The organism is Streptomyces sp. NPDC047981 (genome assembly GCF_040653315.1).
GTDB lineage: Bacteria > Actinomycetota > Actinomycetes > Streptomycetales > Streptomycetaceae > Streptomyces.
In genome coordinates, this window is sequence record NZ_JBEZNQ010000001.1 from 142,329 (window position 1) to 162,350 (window position 20,022).

The window sequence follows — 20,022 nt, forward strand, 5'->3', positions numbered from 1 at the left end:
GGATTCTTGGGCCGCTTGGGACTCTTGGGGCGGTTGAGGTTCTTGAGGCATGGGTGGGGTCCCCTCGGCGAATGCGGGTGTGCGCCTGAGCGGGTGCTGACTGCGGCGGTACGGGCGCGGTGGGCGCGGGCGGGTGCCGGTGCGGGTGGGTGCCGGTGCGGGTGGATGCCGGTGCGGGTGGGTGCCGGTGCGGGTGAGCGCTTACGGGTACGGGGCGAGCGCTTGCGGGAAGGGGGCGAGCGCTCGGCGGGTGCGAGTTCGCGCGCCAGGTGGGAGTGGGTGCGGGCGGGTGCGGGTGCGGGCCGGTTGGGGGCGCGGACCGCCGGTGGTGCAGGGCCGCCGGAGGCGGCTACGCCGGGGAGAAGAGGTGGTCGCTGATGAGCCGGGCCGCGCCGATGACGCCGGCGGTCTGGCCCAACTCGCCGAGGACGATGGGAAGGTTGCCGGTGGCCAGCGGGAGGGACTGGCGGTAGACCTGGGTGCGGACACTGGCGAGGAGGTTGTGACCGAGGCCGGTGACCCCGCCGCCGATCACCACCAGACCGGGATTGAAGAAGCTGACGAGTCCGGCGATGACCTGCCCGACCCGGTTGCCGCCCTCACGGATGAGGGCGAGCGCGGTGGCGTCCCCCGCGGCGGCCGCCGCGGCGACGTCGACGGCGGTGAGCGCGCCGACCGCCGCGAGGCGTACGGCGAGCTCCTCGGAGCGGCCCGCGCGCGCCGCGTCCTCGGCGTCGCGGGCCAGGGCGGCGCCGCTGAAGTGGGCTTCCAGGCAACCCTTGTTGCCGCACGCGCAGGCGCGGCCGTCCGGTTCCACCTGAATGTGCCCGATGTCGCCGGCGCTGCCCGTCGTACCGCGGTACACGTCTCCGCCGACGACGATGCCGCAGCCGATGCCGGTACCGATCTTGACGCAGAGGAAGTCGCCGACCGAGCGGGCGACGCCCGCGTGCTGCTCGCCCATGGCCATGAGGTTCACGTCGTTGTCGACCATGACCGGGCAGCCGAGTTCCTGGCTGAGGGCCTCCCGCACGGGGAAGCCGTCCCAGCCGGGCATGATCGGGGGCGCGACCGGGATGCCCTCGGGGAAGCGGACCGGGCCCGGGACGCCGACACCGGCGCCGTCGAACCCTTCGGCGAGCCCGGAGGCGCGCAGCTTCGCCGCCATGGCGAGGGCCTGCTCGAAGACGGCGACGGGGCCCTCGCGGACGTCCATCGGGTGGTTGAGATGTCCTAGCACCTCCAACTCGGCGTTGGTGACGGCCACGTCGACGGACGTGGCACCGATGTCGACGCCGAGGAAGCGGAGTTCGGGGGCAAGCCGGATGTTGTGCGACCGGCGGCCGCCGCGCGAGGCGGCGAGGCCGTCCGCGACGACGAGGCCGGTGTCGAGGAGCCGGTCCACCTCGACGGCGAGCCTGGAGCGGGACAGGTCGATCTGATCGCCGAGCTGTGCGCGGGAGTTGGGGCCCCCGTCACGCAACAGGCGCAGCAGTCGCGCCTGGTGCGCGTTGGCGGGTCGTGCGGTCATGCGTCTCACGCGCCCCTCCCCTAGCCGGTCGGCGAAGCCCTTCGGTCGGCTCTCCGCCGGGCTTTCGAGGGGAACGTAGCAGTGGCGTCCGGGGCTGGGAAGAAGTCGCGCACGGATCCGTGCAGACTTTTTCCCGGAGAAGGACAAAGGCGCGCCGCGACCGTGGACCGGCCGGGCTCGGCGAACGGTCGGCGGACCAGGTCAGCGCACCTCGACCAGTCGGGCGGAGACGACGACGTTGCCGTCGTACCCGCGCTGCCGCGAGAAGCCTCCGCCGCAGGTGATGACCCGCAGCTCGGGGTGCGGGCCCGCCCGGTAGATCCGCTCGGCCGGGAAGCCGTCCTTGGGGACGACCTCGGTGCCGTACACGGAGAAGACGGCGGTCCTGCCGTCCTGCCGGACGATCTCGACCCGGTGCCCCTTGGCCAGTGCGCCGAGTTCGTAGAAGACGGCCCGTCCGTCCGGGGTGTCGACATGGCCGACGAGGACCGCCGTGCCCTTCTCCCCCGGCGTGACGGCGCCGGTGAACCAGCCGGCCAGGTTCGCCTCGTGCGCGGGCGGGGTGTCGATCCAGCCCTCTGCGTCGAGGCCGACAGGGGTGACGGGCGCGTCGACACGGACGGCGGGCACGCGCACCCGGGTGGGCCGGGAGGCGGGCAGCGGATCGGGGGCGCCCGGGGGCGCGAGCGCGGCGGCGTGGACGGGCGCCGCGGCGGTCGGCGGCTGCGGAGGGCCTCCAGTCACCCACCCCTGCGTGCCACCCCGCACGAGATGGACGCCGACGAGCAGGACGACGATGACGACGCCCCACGCGCCACGCCTGGACGGCCCGTTCGACCCGTGCACGATGTGCGCTCCCGGTTCCCGCTGTACGCGATGGCGCTCCTCCACCCCGGACCTCGTCACCCCAGGGCGGAGGAGCTGTTTCAGGCGCGGTCGCCGGCGCGGCGGTGGCGCCGTGCCAGCAGGACGCCGCCCGCGCCGAGCGCGCCTGCGATCAGTACGCCGCCCATGACGGCCTCGGTGGCGCCCATGGCGTCGGCGCCGCCGCCGAAGCCCGCCTTGACGCCCTTGTGCGCGCCGGTGTCCGTGGTGGTTCCGCCGTCCTTGCCACCCGTCGCGTGGCCGCCCGTCGTGTGGCCGCCCGTCGCGTCTCCGACAATGGTGAGGGGGGTGGTGCCCTTCTCGCCCTTGCAGTCGAAGGTGACCTGGTACTCGGCGCCGGCCTTGGCCTCGACGTCGACGGTCGCGGTGCCCGCGCGGCCTTCCTTGAGCGTGACGGTGTCGAAGATCCCGGAGGTGACGGTCACCGAGCCGACCTCGCAGCCGTCGGACGTGAGCGTGACGGTGCCGCCGGGGGCGACCGTCGCGGGTGAGACGGAGAAGCCGAAGGAGGTGATGTCGTGTCCGGTTCCCTCTCCGGTGGGGGCGCCACCGACCGCGCCGTCGCCCGCGCCACCGTCGGCCGTACCGCCACCGTCGCCCGTACCGGCGCCGACAGTCGTACCGCCACCGTCAGCCGTACCGCCGCTGCCTGCACCGCCGTCGCTCAGCGGGATGTCGATCCACGGCACGTCGTCCACCGCCCCGGCCGTCGGCGCGGCGAGGCACAGGGCGGCGGTGGCGAGCAGAGCCGTTGCGGCACCGCGTATCGCGCGCATGGCCGATCGCTCCTCCCGATCACGCGAGGGTGCGCGGCGGACGGTTCCGCGTGCGGTACGAGACGACCCTCGACCCGTCCGAAGCTAGGACGGGCCCGGGGCCGTCGCCACCGGGCTCCGCCGAACGGGGGAAGGGACACAACGCCCACGGCCCGAACGGCCCTTGGCAGCTCTTGCCCACCGTCGGCCATCGGTCATCGACTGTCAGGCGTCCGGCATCAGGCGTCCGACGTCAGGCATCAGGCATCAGGCGCAACCATCCCCATGGCCCCGTGGCCGCCCCGCTCAGCCCTGGCTGTGCTCCCGGTAGGTCGCCCGGGTGTGCTCGGTGTGGGCGCGCATGACGGTCGTCGCGCGGGTCTCGTCGCGGGCCGCGATCGCCGCGATCAGCTGCCGGTGCTCCTTCCAGGACTGCTCGCCGCGCTGCCGGGCGACCGGCGTGTAGTACCAGCGGACGCGGCGGTCGACCTGGCCGGCCAGCTCGGAGAGCACGACGTTCCCCGCCAGCTCCATGACCTTGGCGTGGAAGGCCGCGTTCGTCGCCACCGCCAGGTCGACGTCGTCGTCCGCCACGGCCTGCTCGCCCCGTGCGCAGAGCTCCTCCAGGGCGGCGATCCCGGCCGAGCCGGAGTTCGCGGCGGCGAGCCGGGCGGCCTCCGCCTCCAGGAGCGTACGGACGGAGAGCAGCTGGTCGGCCTCCTCGTCGGTCGGCTCGTGGACGAAGGCGCCCTGCGCGGGCCGCAGGTCGACCCAGCCCTCGGTGTTCAGCCGCTGGAGCGCCTCGCGCACGGGCTGGCGGGAGACACCGAGGTGGCCGGCGAGTTCGCTCTCGACCAGGTGCTGACCGGGGCGCAGGGCGCGGGTCGTGATGAGTTCCAGCAGCGCTTCGTAGACCCGGTCGCGCAGCGGCCCCGGCCGCTCCAGCCGGGGCACGGCCCCTTGCGGCAGTCCTGCGGACAACATCGCGGCCCCCTCGTACGCCGTAGGCGATCACCCTGGATTGGCTATCGTCTACAGTCTACCGACGCACATGTCCAGGCATGCGACCGCTCCGCGATCTCGGCCGAAACAACCCCACGGCCGCCAGGGGGAGTTACGGGACCCGGACGACCTGTCCCGCGTACGAGAGGTTCCCGCCGAAGCCGAAGAGCAGGGTCGGCGCCCCGGACGGGAGCTCCCCGCGCTCGACCAGCTTGGCGAGGGCCATCGGGATGGAGGCGGCCGAGGTGTTGCCCGACTCGATCACGTCCCGGGCCACCACCGCGTTGACCGCGCCGATCTTGGCGGCGAGCGGCTCGATGATCCGCAGGTTGGCCTGGTGCAGTACGACCCCGGCCAGGTCCTCGGGCGCGAGCCCGGAACGCTCACAGGCCTGGCGGGCCAGGGCGGGCAGCTGCTGGGTGGCCCAGCGGTAGACGGACTGGCCCTCCTGCGCGAAGCGCGGCGGCGTGCCCTCGATCCGGACGGCGTGTCCCATCTCCGGGACGGAGCCCCACAGCACCGGGCCGATGCCGGGCGCGGCACCTCGCGCGGCCTCGTCGTCCCCCGTCGCCTCGACGATCGCCGCGCCCGCGCCGTCGCCGACGAGGACGCAGGTCGTACGGTCCGTCCAGTCGGTGACCTCGGTCATCTTGTCGGCGCCGATGACCAGGGCGCGGCGGGCGCCGCCCGCCCGGATCGCGTGGTCGGCGGTGGCGAGGGCGTGCGTGAATCCCGCGCAGACCACGTTGAGGTCCATGGTGGCGGGCGAGGCCATGCCGAGCCGGGCGGCGACGCGGGCGGCGGTGTTGGGCGAGCGGTCGATCGCCGTGGAGGTGGCGACGAGGACCAGGTCGATGTCGGAGGCGCCGAGGCCGGCGGCGGCGAGCGCCTTGCCGGCGGCGTGCGCGGCCAGCTCGTCGACCGGCTCGTCGGGTCCGGCCATGTGACGGGTCCTGATGCCGACGCGGCTGCTGATCCACTCGTCGCTGGTGTCGACGAGCTCGGCCAGGTCGCTGTTGGTGAGCACCTTGGCGGGCTGGTAGTGCCCGAGCGCGGCGATACGAGTGCCCGTCATGCCCGGGACCCCCTTGGGTTCAAGTGGAAGCAGGACCTCCCATCCTGACCAGCGACTGATGGGTAACCAGGCACGTAAACCACCAAGATTCGCCCGTAGGTGTTGGGAGACCATGACAACGGACGTTCCGCGCCCCTTGTCGACCACCCCTCCATACTGTAGACAATATTTCGTCGACACTTCCCTTCCGGTCCCCTCGACCGGTCCACTCGAACGGCTTCCTCGAACGGTTCCCTCGACCGAACGGAGATCCGCACGTGAAGGTCGCAGTACTCGGCGCCGGTGCGATCGGCGCCTATGTCGGAGCCGCGCTCGACCGCGCGGGCGCCGACGTCCATCTGATCGCCCGCGGACCGCATCTCGCGGCCATGAAGCGGCACGGCGTGCGGGTCGAGAGCCCGCGCGGCGATTTCACCGCCCGGGTGCACGCCACCGACGACCCGTCCGACGTGGGCCCCGTCGACTACGTCTTCCTGGGCCTCAAGGCCCACGCGTACGCGGCGTGCGGGCCGCTCGTCGCGCCGCTCCTGCACGACACCACGGCGGTCGTCGCCGCCCAGAACGGCATCCCCTGGTGGTACTTCCACCGGCACGGCGGCCCGCACGACGGCCACCGGGTCGAGAGCGTCGACCCCGGCGGCGCCGTCTCGGCCGTCCTCGCCCCCGAACGCGCCATCGGCTGCGTCGTCTACGCGGCGACCGAACTGAGCGGCCCCGGCGTCGTCCGGCACTTGGAGGGCACCCGGTTCTCGATCGGCGAGCCCGACCGCTCGGCGTCCGAGCGGTGCCGGACGTTCGCGACGGCGATGCGCGCCGGCGGGCTGAAGTGCCCGGTCGAGGCGGAGCTGCGGCACGACATCTGGATCAAGCTGCTCGGCAACATCTCCTTCAACCCCATCAGCGCGCTCGCCCGGGCGACGATGCGCCAGATGTGCCTGCACGGCGGTACGCGGCAGGTGATCGAGCAGATGATGCACGAGACCCTGGCCGTCGCCGCGGCGCTCGGCTGCCGGCCCGACATCTCCGTCGAGCGCCGTCTCGCCGGGGCGGAGCGGGTCGGCGACCACCGCACCTCGACCCTCCAGGACCTGGAAGCGGGCAAGCCACTGGAGCTGGACGTGCTCCTCGCGGCCGTGGTGGAACTCGCGGCCGTCACCGCTGTGCCGGTGCCCACGCTCCACACCGTCCACGCCCTGTCGGACCTGCTCGCGAACCAGTCCAGGAGCACGACATGAAGAAGCGGAACCGCGACCCGAAGACGTACACCCGGCTGACCCACCCGCTCGTCCGGGACGAGAAGGGCGGGCCGCTGCGTCCGGCGAGCTGGGACGAGGCACTGGAGCACGCGGCGGCCGGCTTCCGGGCGGCGCGGGGCGCGTTCGGGATGTTCTCCTGCGCGCGGGCCACCAACGAGATGAACTACGTGGCGCAGAAGTTCGCCCGCGTGGTGATGGGTACCAACGACGTCGACTCCTGCAACCGGACGTGCCACGCGCCGAGCGTCGCCGGCCTCTCGGCGGTCTTCGGCTCGGGCGGCGGCACGTCCTCGTACGAGGAGATCGAGCACACGGACGTGATCGTGATGTGGGGCTCCAACGCCCGTTTCGCGCATCCGATCTTCTTCCAGCACGTCCTGAAGGGGATCAGGAACGGGGCGCGGATGTACGCGGTCGATCCGCGCCGCACCTCGACCGCCGAGTGGGCCGAGAGCTGGCTCGGCCTCGACGTCGGCACCGACATCCCGCTCGCCCATGCCGTCGGCCGCGAGATCATCCACGCGGGCCTGCACAACCGGGCGTTCGTGGAGCGGGCGACCAGCGGCTTCGAGGAGTACCGGGAGCTGGTCGAGCCCTGGACGCTCACGGCGGCCTCGAAGGTGACGGGCGTACCGGCGCCCGCGATAAGGGAGTTGGCGCACGCCCTCGCCCGGGCCGAGCGGGCGCAGTTGTGCTGGACGCTCGGCATCACCGAGCACCACAACGGCACGGACAATGTGCGGGCGTTGATCAACCTGGCGCTGCTGACCGGGCATGTGGGGCGGTACGGCTCCGGGGTGCAGCCGCTGCGCGGCCAGAACAACGTGCAGGGCGGCGGTGACATGGGCGCCATCCCCAACCGGCTGCCCGGCTTCCAGGACATCCTGGACGCGGGGGTGCGGGCGAAGTTCGAGTCCCTCTGGGGCACGCGCATCCAGCCGCGCTACGGGCGGACGCTCACCGAGATGTTCGAGGCGATGGAGAGCGGCGAGCTGCGGGCCGTGTACTGCGTGGGTGAGAACCCGGCGCAGTCGGAGGCGGACAGCGCGCAGGCGATGGCGCGGCTCGCGAAGCTGGACTGCCTGGTGGTGCAGGACATCTTCCTCACCAGGACGGCCGAGTTCGCGGACGTGGTCCTGCCGGCGACGGCGGCCTGGTGCGAGACGGACGGCACCACGACCAACAGCGAGCGGCGGGTACAGCGGGTACGGAAGGCGGTGCGGCCGCCGGGCGAGGCCCGCGAGGACATCGACATCATCTGTGAACTGGCCCGGCGGCTCGGCCACGAGGAGTGGGCGTACCCGGACGCCGAGGCGGTCTGGAACGAGCTGCGGGCGCTCTCCCCCGACCACTGGGGCATGACGTACGACCGGCTGGAGGAGCACCAGGGGATCCAGTGGCCCTGTCCCGACCTGGAGCGGATCGAACCGTCCTTCCTGCACGGCAGGTTGTGGGAGTCCGACCCCGAACAGCGGGGTCCACGAGCGTCGTTCGGTCTGGTGCGGCATGATCCGCCCGTCGATCTGACGGACGAGCGGTATCCGATCAGGCTGACGACCGGGCGTCGACTGGACTCGTACAACACGGGCGTGCAGAGCGGGAGTTTCGCCTCGCCGCTGCGGCGCGGGGAGTACGTGGAGCTGTGCCCGGAGGACGCGGAGCGGTACGGGGTCGCGGTCGGCCAGGAGGTCCGCGTGACGTCGCGGCGCGGGTCGGTGGTGGCACCGGTGTGGGTGGACCCCGCGCTGCGGCCGGGCCTCGCTTTCATGACGATGCACTTTCCGGACGAGGTGGACACCAACCAGCTGACGATCGAGGCGAACTGCCCGATCGCGGGGACGGCGGAGTTCAAGGCGTCGGCGATACGGATCGAGCGGATCGAGCGGATCGGGACGAGCGAGGGGGTGGGCTTCGATGGATCTGCGCTTCGGTGACGCCAAGCCGTCGGACGAGGAGCGGGAGGCGGTCGACACGGTCCTCGGTCCGCCGGAGTCGGCGTGGGAGGGCGCGGACGACCGCTCGGCGGGCGACCTGCGATGGGCGCGGGGCGGACGGGAGGCCCGCGAGCGCCGGGACCTGCTGCTCCCGGGGCTGCACGCGCTCAACGACCGGGTCGGGTGGATCAGTGAAGGCGGCCTGGCCTATCTGTGCCGGCGGCTGACGGTGCCGCCGGCGGAGGCGTACGGGGTGGCCACGTTCTACGCCATGTTCGCGGTGCGCCCGCGCCCGGCGCAGGTCCTCCACGTCTGCACGGACCTGGCGTGCGCGGCGCGCGGCGCCGACGCCCTGACGTCCGGTCTGACGGCACAGGGCGTCGCCTTCGAGCCGAGCCCGTGCCTGGGCCTGTGCGAACGGGCCCCGGCGGCGCTGCTGGTACGGGCGGGGGTCGACGAACGGGAGGACGGGCCCCTGTCCGCGCCACCGCCCGACCCGGGGGCGGCGCTGCCGGCCCCCGGCACGCAGCCACTCGGCACCGGCACCGTTCCACCCGATCCCCTGACGGCGCTGCCCGGACCCGGCACCGCGCTGCTCGGCGCGCTGAGCGGCCTGGCGCCCACCGCACCGCCCTCACCGTCGCCCCCGTCCCCGACCCCGACCTCACCACCGGACTCCCCGCCCACCCGCCTGGCCCGCGTCGTCGCGCCGGCCGACGTCGCGACGCTCGCCCGGGCCACCCGGCATCCCGAGGCCGCCGCACCCGAGGCGGACGCCGTCATGGCCGTCCCGCAGGCGGGGCGGCACGGGCTCACCCTCCTCGCGCGCGTCGGGGTCGTCGATCCGTCGAGCGTGGACGACTACCGGGCGCACGGCGGCTACGCGGCGCTGCGCCGGGCGTTCGCGCTCGGACCCGCCGGGGTGATCCGGGAGGTCACCGAGTCCGGGCTCGTCGGCCGGGGCGGGGCCGCGTTCCCGACGGGGCGGAAGTGGCAGGCGACCGCCGCCCAGCCGGACGGCCCCCACTACGTCGTGTGCAACGCCGACGAGTCGGAGCCGGGCACCTTCAAGGACCGGGTCGTGATGGAGGGCGACCCCTACGCGCTCGTGGAGGCGATGACCGTCGCCGGGTACGCGGTCGGCGCCGGGCGCGGCTACCTCTATCTGCGGGGCGAGTACCCGCGCGCGTACGACAGACTCGCCCACGCCCTCGACGAGGCCCGCGCCCGCGGGCTCCTCGGCGACGACGTCCTCGGCAGCGGTTTCGCCTTCGACATCGAAATCCGGCGCGGGGCGGGCGCGTACATCTGCGGCGAGGAGACAGCCCTGTTCAACTCGATCGAGGGCTATCGCGGCGAGCCCCGGTCCAAGCCGCCGTTCCCGGTCGAGAAGGGCCTCTTCGGCAAGCCCACCGCCGCCAACAACGTCGAGACCCTGGTGAACGTGCTCCCGATCCTGACCCGGGGCGCCGAGGCCTTCCGGGCCGCCGAGACCAAGCTCTTCTGCGTCTCGGGCCACGTCACCCGACCGGGTGTGTACGAGCTCCCGTTCGGCGCCGCCCTCGGCGAGCTGCTCGACCTCGCCGGGCCGCCGGACTCCCTGCGCGCGGTCCTGCTCGGCGGGGCGGCGGGCGGCTTCGTCCGCCCCGACGAGCTGGACATCCCGCTGACCTTCGAGGGCACCCGGGCCGCGGGGACCACCCTCGGCTCGGGGGTGGTCCTCGTCCTTGACGAGTCGGTGGACCTGCCGCGGATCCTGCTGCGGATCGCCGAGTTCTTCCGCGACGAGTCCTGCGGTCAGTGCGTGCCCTGCCGGGTCGGCACGGTCCGCCAGGAGGAGGCGCTGCACCGGATCAAGGACCGTACCGGCGCGGCGGCCTCCGCCGACCTCGCCCTGCTGCGCGAGGTCGGGCAGACCCTGCGCGACGCCTCGATCTGCGGTCTGGGCCAGACCGCGTGGAACGCCGTCGAATCCGCCATCGACCGACTGGGGGTCTACCGATGACCACCGTTCCGCTCGCCCCGCCCCGCCGGCTGCTGGAGTTCACCCTCGACGGCTCGCCCGTCCGGGTCCCCGAGGGCGCGACGATCCTCGACGCCTGCCGCGCGGCGGGCACGGACGTGCCGACGCTCTGCCACGGCGACACGCTGACCCCGAAGAACGCCTGCCGGCTGTGCGTGGTCGAGGTCGAGGGCGCCAGGACCCTCGCCCCGGCCTGCTCGCGCCGAGCCGAGCCGGGGATGGTCGTCCGTACCGACACCGCCCGGACCCGGCACAGCCGCAAGGTCGTCCTGGAGCTGCTCGCCTCCTCGGTGGACCTGTCGACCACCCCGGGCGCGGCCGAGTGGCTCAAGGAGTACGGGGCGGAGCCCGACCGCTTCGGCCCCGAGGCGCGCCGGCTCGGGGAGGCGCCGCGCGTCGACAACGACCTGTACGTGCGCGAGTACGACAAGTGCGTCCTCTGCTACAAGTGCGTCGACGCGTGCGGGGAGCAGTGGCAGAACTCCTTCGCGATCTCGGTGACCGGGCGCGGCTTCGACGCCCGGATCGCCGTGGAGCACGACGGGCCGCTGACCGAGTCCGCGTGCGTGTACTGCGGCAACTGCGTCGAGGTCTGCCCGACCGGCGCGCTCAGCTTCAAGCGCGAGTTCGACATGCGGGCGGACGGCACCTGGGACGAGGCCGCGCAGACGGCGACGACGACGGTCTGCGCGTACTGCGGGGTGGGCTGCAACCTCACCCTGCATGTTCAGGACAACGAGATCGTCAAGGTCACCTCACCGCACGACAACCCGGTGACCCATGGCAACCTCTGTATCAAGGGCCGTTTCGGCTTCCAGCACGTACAGAATCGGGTGTAACCACATGGGACGGGTCACCGAACGACGGCGCGTCATCCGGATCCGGGGCGCGGCCGTCAACGAGCGCCCGGACACGCTGGTGGCCGAGGAGCCGCTGGAGATCCGGCTGAACGGCCGGCCGCTCGCGATCACGATGCGCACACCGGGCGACGACTTCGCGCTCGCGGCCGGGTTCCTGGTCAGCGAGGGTGTGCTCGGCGCCGCCTCGGACGTGCGGAACATCGTGTACTGCGCCGGCGCCAAGGACGACGGGACGAACACGTACAACGTGGTGGACGTCCAGCTGGCGCCCGGTGTGCCCGTCCCCGACATCACGCTCGAGCGGAACGTGTACACGACGTCGTCGTGCGGGCTGTGCGGCAAGGCCAGCCTGGACGCGGTGCGCACCACGGCCCGTTTCCCGATCGCCGACGCTCCCCCGGTCCGGCTGACGCCCGAGCTCCTGGCCCGCCTCCCCGACCGGCTGAGGGCCGCCCAGCGGGTCTTCGACCGGACCGGGGGCCTGCACGCCGCGGCGCTGTTCTCGGAGGAGGGCGAGCTGCTGGACGTACGGGAGGACGTGGGCCGGCACAACGCGGTGGACAAGCTCGTCGGCCGGGCCCTGAGCGACGGGCGCCTTCCGCTGTCCCGGGCGGTCCTGCTGGTCTCCGGGCGGGCCTCGTTCGAACTGGCGCAGAAGGCGGTGATGGCGGGCATCCCGGTGCTCGCGGCGGTGTCGGCGCCGTCCTCGCTGGCGGTGGACCTGGCCGCGGAGACGGGCCTGACGCTGGTCGGCTTCCTGCGCGGGCAGGACATGAACGTGTACGCGGGCGAGCACCGGATCGCCCTCGGGGCCGCGGCCGCGCACGGCTGACCGGGCGCCGCCCGCCGCACGGGTCGGGCCATCGGCCGGCGGGGAGCGCCCCCTGCGCCGGCCGGTCCCGCACCCTCCCGCCGCTGTCAGCTTCCGGCGGCTTCCCCGGCGACCGTGAGCAGCAGCTTGCCGGTGCTCGCCCGCGCGCCCATCAGCCGGTGCGCCTCGGCTGCTTCCGCGAGCGGGAACTCGGCGGTGACCGGCAGGGTCACCGTGCCGTCCGCGACCGTCGCGAAAGCCCGCTCGGCCAGGGCGCGCAGCTCGGCCGGGGCGGTCCGCGCGAGCGAGAGGATCGAGAAGCCGCCGACGTTCAGACCCGTCGGGTACAGCTCGGGCTGCCCGACCTGCCACGGCTCGGCCGAACCCGCGTTGCCGAAGGAGACCAGGCGGCCGAAGACCGCGAGCGAGGCGAGGGCGGCGCGGAAGGTGTCGCCGCCGACCGGGTCGAGCGCCAGGTCGACGCCGCGTCCGCCGGTCGCGTCCCGGACGGCCTTCTCGAACGCGCCGACGAAGACCTCGTCGTAACCGTGGGCGAGCGCGTGGTCGGCCTTGGCCTCGGAGGAGACCACGCCGTAGACCGCGCCCGCGCCGGCGGCCTTCGCCAGCTGGCCGACCACGGTGCCGATGCCGCCGGCCGCGCCCTGCACGAGAAGGCTCTCGCCGGGCCGGATCCGGCCCACGGTGTGGACGAGGGCGTACGCCGTGGGCAGGACCGTGGGCAGCGTGGCGGCGGTCCGCGGGTCGATGCCGGGCGGGAGCCGGAAGACGGTGGTGGCGTCGGCGAGGGCCACCTCCGCGTAGGCCCCGCCGTCCGTCAGTGCGGTCACCTGCTCGCCGACGCTCAGTCCTGTGACGCCCGCGCCGAGCGCCCTGATCCGTCCCGAGGCCTCCAGGCCGGGGCGGTACGGCAGGGCGGGGACCCGGTAGCCCTCGGCGCGCGCCTTGAGGTCGGCGAAGTTCACCCCGGCGTAGGCGACATCGATGGTCACCTGCCCGGGCTCCGGCTCGGGCACGGCGGCCTCCACGGTACGCAGGACCTCGGGACCACCGGTCTGCTCGAACTCGATCGCGCGCATGCCACACCCCTGGCTCGACTGTTCAACGAAAAGCGAACAGTCGCGAGTGTATGGTTTTCATCGAACAGTCGGCAAGGGAAAGGCAGCGGAGCATGACGCAGCGCGCCACCGGTCACCGGGCGGCCCCCGAGCACACCCACCCCGACGAGGTCCCGGTCGAGACCGCCCTCGCCGCCCTCGCCGATCCCGTACGCCTCACCCTCGTACGGGAGTTGGCGGACTCGGCCGAGTGGTCACGGAGCTGCGGCAGCTTCGACGTACCCGTCGGAAAGGCGGCCCTCAGCCACCACTTCTCCGTCCTGCGCGGGGCAGGCCTCGTCGAACAACGCGACGAGGGCCCCCGCCGCGTCAACCGCCTCCGGCAGACGGAGTTCGAGGCCCGCTTCCCGGGCCTGCTGGCGCTGGTCCTGCGCGCGGACCGGAGCTAGCGCCTCACCGCCAGTGCGGGGGGGGCAGGGGTCAGGCCAGGCCACGTCAGCGGCGGCGGCCGGTCGGGGTGGGCTTCGGGGCGGGCGGGTCGATCATCTGGAGGGTGAGGGTGGGCGGGGGCTCGGCGAGGCCGGGGCCGCCCGCTGCCGTCCAGGCCAGGATGTCGTCCAGGCAGTCCTCGTCGGTGACGAACGCGATCCAGGCGGCGCGCCCGCCTCTGCGACGACCCTCGGTGGAGGGCTGGACGACGACGATGTTGGCCTGGGCACAGGGGCCGAGGCAGTCGCTGGTGCGGACGGACAGCCGGCCCCCGGACTCGGCGGCCGCGTGGCGCAGCCGGGCCAGCTGGCCGGCGTGGTCGACGCCGGGGTTCTTGCCCGCGTCGCCGCAGCAGCAGCCGCGGCAGACCACCAGGGAGCAGGGACGGGCGCCGTACCGTATCGGGACCGGGGTCACGCGGGACCGTCCAGGGGGTGCGGGGCGAGGCGTGCGCTGGGGCCGAGGGCTCGTGCGGGCATGGAGGCAACGGTAGCGGGACCGTTGATCTTGACCAGGGGGCGGGGCGTGAATCCGCCACTCCCGACAGCCGTCGCCCGCTCAGCTTCGGTTCGCGGCGCCCGCTCAGCCCGACAGCCGTCGCCCGCTCAGCCCCGGTTCGCGGCGACGGCCTGGCGTGGCTCCGTGACCGCCTCCGCGAGCGCCTCCGGGTCCCGGGCACGGCGCTTGGCGATCACCGCGCAGACCATCAGCTGCATCTGATGGAAGAGCATCAGCGGCAGGACCGCCATCGCGGCCTGCGGCCCGAACAGCACGCTCGCCATCGGCAGCCCCGCCGCCAGGCTCTTCTTCGACCCAGCGAACTGGATCGCGATCCGGTCCCCCCGGTCGAAGCCGAGCCGCCGCGCGCCGAACCAGGTCAGCGAGAGCATCGCGGCGAGCAGCACCGCCTCGACCACGAGCAGCAGCCCGAGCCGCGCCGGGGTGACCTGGTGCCAGATCCCGGCGGTCATGCCATGGCTGAAGGCCGTGTAGACGACGAGCAGGATCGATCCCCGGTCGACGTACCCCAGCACCTTCTTGTTCCGCAGCACGAAACCGCCGACCCAGCGCCGCAGCAGCTGGCCCGCCAGGAACGGCACGAGCAGCTGGAGCACGATCTGCGTCAGCGAGTCGGCGTTGAAGCCGCCCGCCGTCGAGCCGAGGAGCAGCGCCGCGAGCAGCGGGGTGAGCACGACACCGGCGAGCGAGGAGAAGGAACCCGCGCAGATCGCGGCCGGGACGTTGCCCCGGGCGATCGAGGTGAAGGCGATCGAGGACTGGACGGTGGACGGCACCAGGCAGAGGAAGAGCAGGCCGCTGTAGAGCGGGGGCGTGAGAACGGCCGGTACCAGACCCTTGGCCGCGAGCCCGAGCAGCGGGAAGACGACGAACGTGGCCGCGAGGACCGTGACGTGGAGCCGCCAGTGCCGGACGCCGTCCAGCGCCTCGCGGGTGGAGAGGCGGGCGCCGTAGAGGAAGAAGAGGAGCGCGATGGCGGCCGTCGAGGCGCCGTCGGCGACGGTCGCGGCGCCGCCGGACGCGGGCAGCAGGGCCGCCAGGCCCACGGTGCCGAGGATCGCCAGGATGTACGGGTCGATCGGCAGCCAGGACGGTAGGAGGGTCGTACGGCGGCTCATGTGCTCCGGCTCCACTGCTTCGGACAAAAGATCGTGCCTCCCCATCCTGCTCCTCGCGGCGGCGATCGGGAATCCCGTACAGCGCTCTGACTGTCATCACGGAACGCGATAACCTGGCTCCTGTGTACGATCCGGCCCAGCTCCGCACCTTCCTCGCGGTCGCCGAGACCCTGAGTTTCACGCGGGCCGCCCGCCGGCTCGGCGTCCGCCAGTCGACCGTGAGCCAGCACGTGCGCCGGCTTGAGGACGCCACCGGGCGCCCGCTCTTCACCCGGGACACCCACAGCGTGGAGTTGACGCAGGACGGGGAGGCGATGCTCGGCTTCGCCCGGACGATCCTCAGCGCCCACGAGCGGGCCGCCGCGTTCTTCACCGGGACCCGGCTGCGCGGGCGGCTGCGCTTCGGCGCCTCGGAGGACTTCGTGGTCACCCGGCTGCCCGAGATCCTGGAGTCCTTCCGGCGCGAGCACCCCGAGGTGGACCTGGAGCTGACGGTCGAACTGTCCGGGACGCTGAACACCCGCCTGGAGGCGGGGCGGCTCGATCTGATCCTGGCGAAGCGGCGCGCCGAGGAGAGCGGGGGCGAGCTGGTCTGGCGGGACGCGCTGATCTGGATCGGGGCGCCGCGGCTGCGCCTCGACCCGGAGCGCCCGGTGCCGCTGATCGTCTTCCCACCGCCGGGCATCACCCGCGCCCGGGCGCTGGAAGCCCTGGAGGCGCAGGGCCGGGCGTGGCGGATCGCCTGCACGAGCTCCAGCCTGAGCGCCAACATCGCGGCGGCCCGTGCCGGCCTCGGGGTGATGGCGCACACCCGCGGGCTCGTGCCGCCCGGTCTGGCGCGGATGCCCGCCCGGGCGGGGCTGCCGGACCTGGGCGACGTCGACTTCGTGCTGCGGAAGGGCCGACGGCCCGGCTCGGCCCAGGACGCGGCCGACGCGCTGGCCGCCGCGATCCTGGCGGGCGGCGTCCGCCTGCACCGGCCGGACTGACCGACCGGGCCGACCCGGCTGACCCGACCCAGCCGACCCGACCCAGCTGACCCGACCGAGCCGATCCGCCGCGCGCTGGCCGTCGCGGCACGCCGGGCAGGTCCGCCGCGCCCTCGTCGCAGCGGCACGCCGGGCAGGTCCGCCAGGGCAGGTCCGACCGGTCATCCGGGCAGGTCCTCCGGGCAGGTCCACCGGACCTGTTCGCCCTTGCGCCCGCCCCGGGGTCGGGTGAACGGTGAGCAGCCGGTACAGATTCCGTGGAGATTGCCGCCCGCCCTACTTACCCCCCGGTCAGTAACCGCCCCCGATACCCCGCCACTTGCTCCCTCACCCTCCCCTGACCTGTGACAACACCCAATGTCCCGGCTTGGTGAAGGCTCTCCCGCCCGTCCGCCGGGTGGGGTACCGTCACCCGCGCCGTACGGAGCGCGACACCGAGCGTGCGAGGAGTCAGGTCATTGCGCGAGTTCACCGTGCCGCCCATCGAGGCGGCGCCTCAGGTCGGCGGTCTGGCGGACGCCGTGTTCGACCGTGCCGAGCAGACTCCCGACCATGTCGCGCTCGGCCGCAAGGACGCCGGCGGGCAGTGGCGTGACGTGACGTCCGCGCAGTTCAGGGACGAGGTCCTGGCGCTCGCGAAGGGCCTGATCGCGCACGGCGTACGGTTCGGGGACCGGGTCGCCATCATGGCCAGGACCCGCTACGAGTGGACGCTGTTCGACTTCGCGCTGTGGACGCTGGGCGCCCAGTCCGTGCCGATCTACCCGACCTCCTCGGCCGAGCAGGTCTACTGGATGCTGCACGACGCCGAGGTGACGGCCTGCGTGGTGGAGTCCGAGGACCACGCCATGACCATCGGTTCGGTCATCGACCGGCTGCCCAGGCTCCAGCGGCTGTGGCAGCTGGACGCGGGCGCCGGCGCGGTCGCCGAACTCACCGCGGCGGGCACGGAGATCGACGAGGACGTGGTGCAGCGGCACCGGCGGGCGGTGACGCCCGAGTCGGTGGCGACGATCATCTACACCTCCGGCACCACGGGCCGCCCCAAGGGCTGTGTCCTCACCCACTCCAACTTCATGTTCGAGACGGACATGCTGACCGGCCGCTGGGAGCCGGTCTTCCACTCCAAGCCGGGCGACGAGGCCTCCACGCTGCTCTTCCTGCCGCTCGCCCATGTCTTCGGGCGGATGGTGGAGGTGGCGGCGGTCCAGAGCGGGGTGAAGCTGGGCCACCAGCCGGTGCTGCAGGCATCCGCGCTCCTGCCGGACCTGGCCGCCTTCCGGCCCACCTTCATCCTGGCCGTGCCGTACGTCTTCGAGAAGGTCTTCCACGCCGCCCGCCGCAGGGCCGAGAGCGAGGGGAAGGCGGGGCCCTTCGACAAGGCGGTCGACGTGGCGGTCAAGTACGCGGAGGCGGCGGAGCACAAGGCCTTCGGGCTCGGCCCCGGCCCGTCGGCGGCGCTGCGGATGCAGCACCAGTTCTTCGAGAAGGTGGTGTACGGCAAGGTCCGCGAGGCCATGGGCGGACGGGTCAGACACGCCATGTCGGGCGGCTCGGGCATGGACCGGCGGCTCGGGCTCTTCTTCGAGGGTGCCGGGGTGACGATCTTCGAGGGGTACGGCCTGACGGAGTCCTCGGCGGCGGCCACGGCCAATCCGCCCGAGCGGGTCAGGTACGGGACGGTCGGACAGCCGGTGCCGGGAACGACGGTGCACATCGCCGAGGACGGGGAGGTGTGGCTGCACGGCGGCCAGGTCTTCTCGGGGTACCTGAACAACCCGCAGGCCACCTCCGCCGTGCTCAACGACGGCTGGCTCGCCACGGGTGACCTGGGGTCGCTCGACGAGGAGGGCTACCTGACGATCACCGGGCGGAAGAAGGAGATCCTGGTGACCTCCAACGGCAAGAGCGTGGCGCCGTCCGGCCTGGAGGAGCGGGTGCGCGCGCATCCGCTGATCGCCCAGTGCATCGTGGTCGGCAACGACCGGCCGTACATCGCCGCTCTGGTGACGATGGATCACGAGGCGGTCGAACACTGGCTGGCGATGCAAGGGCGGGCTCCGCTGCCGCCGGCCGAGCTGGTGCGCGATCCGAGCCTGGAGACGGAGATCCGACGGGCCGTGGTGGCGGCCAACACCCTGGTCTCGAAGGCCGAGTCGATCCGCACCTTCCGGATCCTGGCCCATCCGTTCAGCGAGGAGCACGGCCTGCTCACCCCCTCCCTGAAGCTGAAGCGGAAGGCGATCGAGCAGGCCTACGCGGCGGAGGTCGAGGCGCTGTACGGCTGATCGGGGCGCCGGTCAAGGGCCTTCGACGCCCCAGAACGTCTTCTGACGCATCATCAATTGACGTTGTATCAGTTATTGACGCTTCATCAGCTCGGTCACAGAATGCGGTCACCCGACGGAGGGACGACCGACCGTGCTGCGACCGATCCGCACCCTCGCCGCCGCCGCGGCGGCCCTGCTCCTCGCCACCGCCTGCAACTCTGCCTCCACCGGCGGCACTTCGGAGAAGCCGGGCGTCTCCGGCGCCTCCGGCGCCTCCGTACGCGGAGTCACCGCCGACACCATCAAGGTCGGCGGGATCGTCTCCATGACGACCGCGAGCGGCTACTCCAAGAAGGACACCGACCTCGGTGCCAAGGCCCGCTACGACCGGGCGAACGCCGAGGGCGGGATCAACGGCAGGAAGATCGACTACCTGGGCGCGGAGGACGACGGCCAGGACCCGGCGAAGAACCTCGCGGCCGCCCGCAAACTCGTGCAGCAGGACAAGGTCTTCGCGGTCTCCCCGATGAGCTCGGTCACCTTCGCGGGCGCCGACTTCCTCAACGGTCAGAAGGTCCCGACCGTGGGCTGGGGCACGCTCCCGTCGTTCTGCGGCCCGGAGTACATCTACGGTTTCAACGGCTGCCTCGTCCCCACCCCCGGCGGCACCCTCAACCAGACCTGGCCCGAGGGCCTCGCCGCCGTCCTCGGCGGCGCGCGCGGCAAGTCGGTCGCGCTGATCGCCGGCGACAACGACGCCGGCAAGTTCGGCATCCGCACCTTCACCCAGGGCTTCAAGTCGGCCGGTTTCCAGGTCCCGTACGCCAAGGCCGTGGTGCCCGCGACCTCGATGCCCAGCGACTGGTCGGCCTACACGAAGGAGATCCTGCGCTCGGGGCCCGGCGGCGGCGCGCCCGACGCCGTCGTCTCGGTGATGCAGACGCCGTACAACATCGGCCTGTTCACGGCGCTCAAGCGGTCCGGCTACAAGGGGATTCTCACCGACCCGACGGACTACGACCCGGGGCTCCTCGCGAAGGACGCGACGAAGCAGGCGCTCGACGGGGTGCACGTACTGCTGCAGTTCCAGCCCTTCGAGGCCGACAGCCCGGCGATGCGCCAGTTCAAGGAGGACATCAGGAAGGCGGCGGGCGGCAAGGACGTGCCGCTCAACATGCACATGATGACCGGCTACATGAGCGCCGACCTCTTCCTCGCCGTCGCCGCGAAGGCGGGCAAGGACCTCACCGTCGAGTCCTTCCAGCGGGCCGCCGCCGGGTTCTCCGACACCGGCACGCTCGTCGGCGACCGGGCCCTGCCCAAGGGGCAGAAGGAGAGCTTCGGCTGCGGGTCGCTGGTCCGGCTGAAGAACGGGCGGTACGAGGTGGCCGTGCCGTTCAAGTGCTACCCGCCGATCCCGTTCGGCTGA

General features: G+C 72.9%; 17 protein-coding genes. 9 read left to right on the top strand and 8 right to left on the bottom strand.

Annotated features, from left to right (window positions below; translation table 11 throughout):
- Nucleotides 1-349: 349 nt before the first annotated feature.
- From AB0E14_RS00665 to AB0E14_RS00685, 5 genes are all read right to left on the bottom strand, one after another.
- Nucleotides 350-1,531: an ROK family transcriptional regulator gene (locus AB0E14_RS00665; protein ID WP_362409785.1), complete on the bottom strand. Its 1,182-nt coding sequence runs from the start codon at nucleotides 1,529-1,531 to the stop codon at nucleotides 350-352.
- A 201-nt stretch (nucleotides 1,532-1,732) separates the two neighbouring features.
- Nucleotides 1,733-2,377 carry a class F sortase gene (locus AB0E14_RS00670; protein ID WP_362409787.1) on the bottom strand — a complete coding sequence of 215 codons (645 nt, stop codon included), beginning with the start codon at nucleotides 2,375-2,377 and terminating at the stop codon, nucleotides 1,733-1,735.
- 80 nt (nucleotides 2,378-2,457) lie between these two features.
- Nucleotides 2,458-3,192 (bottom strand): hypothetical protein, encoded by a 735-nt coding sequence (locus AB0E14_RS00675; RefSeq protein ID WP_362409789.1) that lies wholly within the window; start codon nucleotides 3,190-3,192, stop codon nucleotides 2,458-2,460.
- 285 nt (nucleotides 3,193-3,477) lie between these two features.
- On the bottom strand, nucleotides 3,478-4,155 hold the full coding sequence (locus AB0E14_RS00680; protein WP_362409791.1) for a GntR family transcriptional regulator: 678 nt from the start codon (nucleotides 4,153-4,155) through the stop codon (nucleotides 3,478-3,480).
- 130 nt (nucleotides 4,156-4,285) lie between these two features.
- Nucleotides 4,286-5,248, bottom strand: coding sequence for a beta-ketoacyl-ACP synthase III (locus AB0E14_RS00685; RefSeq protein ID WP_362409793.1), 963 nt, complete (start codon nucleotides 5,246-5,248; stop codon nucleotides 4,286-4,288).
- A 257-nt stretch (nucleotides 5,249-5,505) separates the two neighbouring features.
- Here AB0E14_RS00685 and AB0E14_RS00690 point away from each other — a divergent pair, with 257 nt between their 5' ends.
- Genes AB0E14_RS00690 through fdhD form a run of 5 tightly spaced genes read left to right on the top strand, consistent with a single transcriptional unit; the run spans nucleotide 5,506 to nucleotide 12,153 of the window.
- On the top strand, nucleotides 5,506-6,483 hold the full coding sequence (locus AB0E14_RS00690) for a 2-dehydropantoate 2-reductase (protein WP_362409795.1): 978 nt from the start codon (nucleotides 5,506-5,508) through the stop codon (nucleotides 6,481-6,483).
- Nucleotides 6,480-8,438 carry a molybdopterin-dependent oxidoreductase gene (locus AB0E14_RS00695; RefSeq protein WP_362409797.1) on the top strand — a complete coding sequence of 653 codons (1,959 nt, stop codon included), beginning with the start codon at nucleotides 6,480-6,482 and terminating at the stop codon, nucleotides 8,436-8,438. The genes AB0E14_RS00690 and AB0E14_RS00695 overlap by 4 nt, the downstream gene beginning before the upstream one ends.
- Nucleotides 8,419-10,443: an NADH-ubiquinone oxidoreductase-F iron-sulfur binding region domain-containing protein gene (locus tag AB0E14_RS00700; protein WP_362409799.1), complete on the top strand. Its 2,025-nt coding sequence runs from the start codon at nucleotides 8,419-8,421 to the stop codon at nucleotides 10,441-10,443. The genes AB0E14_RS00695 and AB0E14_RS00700 overlap by 20 nt, the downstream gene beginning before the upstream one ends.
- Entirely contained in the window at nucleotides 10,440-11,300 is an 861-nt protein-coding gene (locus AB0E14_RS00705; protein WP_362409801.1) for a 2Fe-2S iron-sulfur cluster-binding protein, read from the top strand. Before AB0E14_RS00700 ends, AB0E14_RS00705 begins: the two co-directional genes overlap by 4 nt.
- A gap of 4 nt (nucleotides 11,301-11,304) precedes the next feature.
- Nucleotides 11,305-12,153 (top strand): formate dehydrogenase accessory sulfurtransferase FdhD, encoded by an 849-nt coding sequence (gene fdhD, locus AB0E14_RS00710; RefSeq protein WP_362409803.1) that lies wholly within the window; start codon nucleotides 11,305-11,307, stop codon nucleotides 12,151-12,153.
- An 86-nt stretch (nucleotides 12,154-12,239) separates the two neighbouring features.
- On the opposite strand, the gene AB0E14_RS00715 is transcribed toward fdhD, so the two are convergent.
- Nucleotides 12,240-13,229, bottom strand: coding sequence for a zinc-binding dehydrogenase (locus AB0E14_RS00715; protein ID WP_362409805.1), 990 nt, complete (start codon nucleotides 13,227-13,229; stop codon nucleotides 12,240-12,242).
- A gap of 92 nt (nucleotides 13,230-13,321) precedes the next feature.
- Between AB0E14_RS00715 and AB0E14_RS00720 the strand changes: the two genes are divergently transcribed.
- Complete coding sequence (locus AB0E14_RS00720) at nucleotides 13,322-13,657, top strand: ArsR family transcriptional regulator (protein WP_362409807.1); 336 nt, start codon at nucleotides 13,322-13,324, stop codon at nucleotides 13,655-13,657.
- 46 nt (nucleotides 13,658-13,703) lie between these two features.
- Here the strand turns inward: AB0E14_RS00720 and AB0E14_RS00725 are convergent, their stop codons facing one another.
- Together AB0E14_RS00725 and AB0E14_RS00730 are read right to left on the bottom strand one after the other, a co-directional pair.
- A complete protein-coding gene (locus AB0E14_RS00725; RefSeq protein ID WP_362409809.1) occupies nucleotides 13,704-14,114 on the bottom strand; it encodes a (2Fe-2S) ferredoxin domain-containing protein in 411 nt (136 codons plus the stop codon).
- Between the two features lie 188 nt (nucleotides 14,115-14,302).
- Nucleotides 14,303-15,334, bottom strand: a complete 1,032-nt coding sequence (locus tag AB0E14_RS00730; protein ID WP_362409811.1) for a bile acid:sodium symporter family protein — start codon at nucleotides 15,332-15,334, stop codon at nucleotides 14,303-14,305.
- A gap of 113 nt (nucleotides 15,335-15,447) precedes the next feature.
- Between AB0E14_RS00730 and AB0E14_RS00735 the strand changes: the two genes are divergently transcribed.
- From AB0E14_RS00735 to AB0E14_RS00745, 3 genes are all read left to right on the top strand, one after another.
- Nucleotides 15,448-16,323, top strand: a complete 876-nt coding sequence (locus tag AB0E14_RS00735) for a LysR substrate-binding domain-containing protein (protein WP_362410333.1) — start codon at nucleotides 15,448-15,450, stop codon at nucleotides 16,321-16,323.
- A 458-nt stretch (nucleotides 16,324-16,781) separates the two neighbouring features.
- On the top strand, nucleotides 16,782-18,611 hold the full coding sequence (locus tag AB0E14_RS00740) for an AMP-dependent synthetase/ligase (protein ID WP_362409813.1): 1,830 nt from the start codon (nucleotides 16,782-16,784) through the stop codon (nucleotides 18,609-18,611).
- A gap of 133 nt (nucleotides 18,612-18,744) precedes the next feature.
- Entirely contained in the window at nucleotides 18,745-20,022 is a 1,278-nt protein-coding gene (locus AB0E14_RS00745; RefSeq protein WP_362409815.1) for an ABC transporter substrate-binding protein, read from the top strand.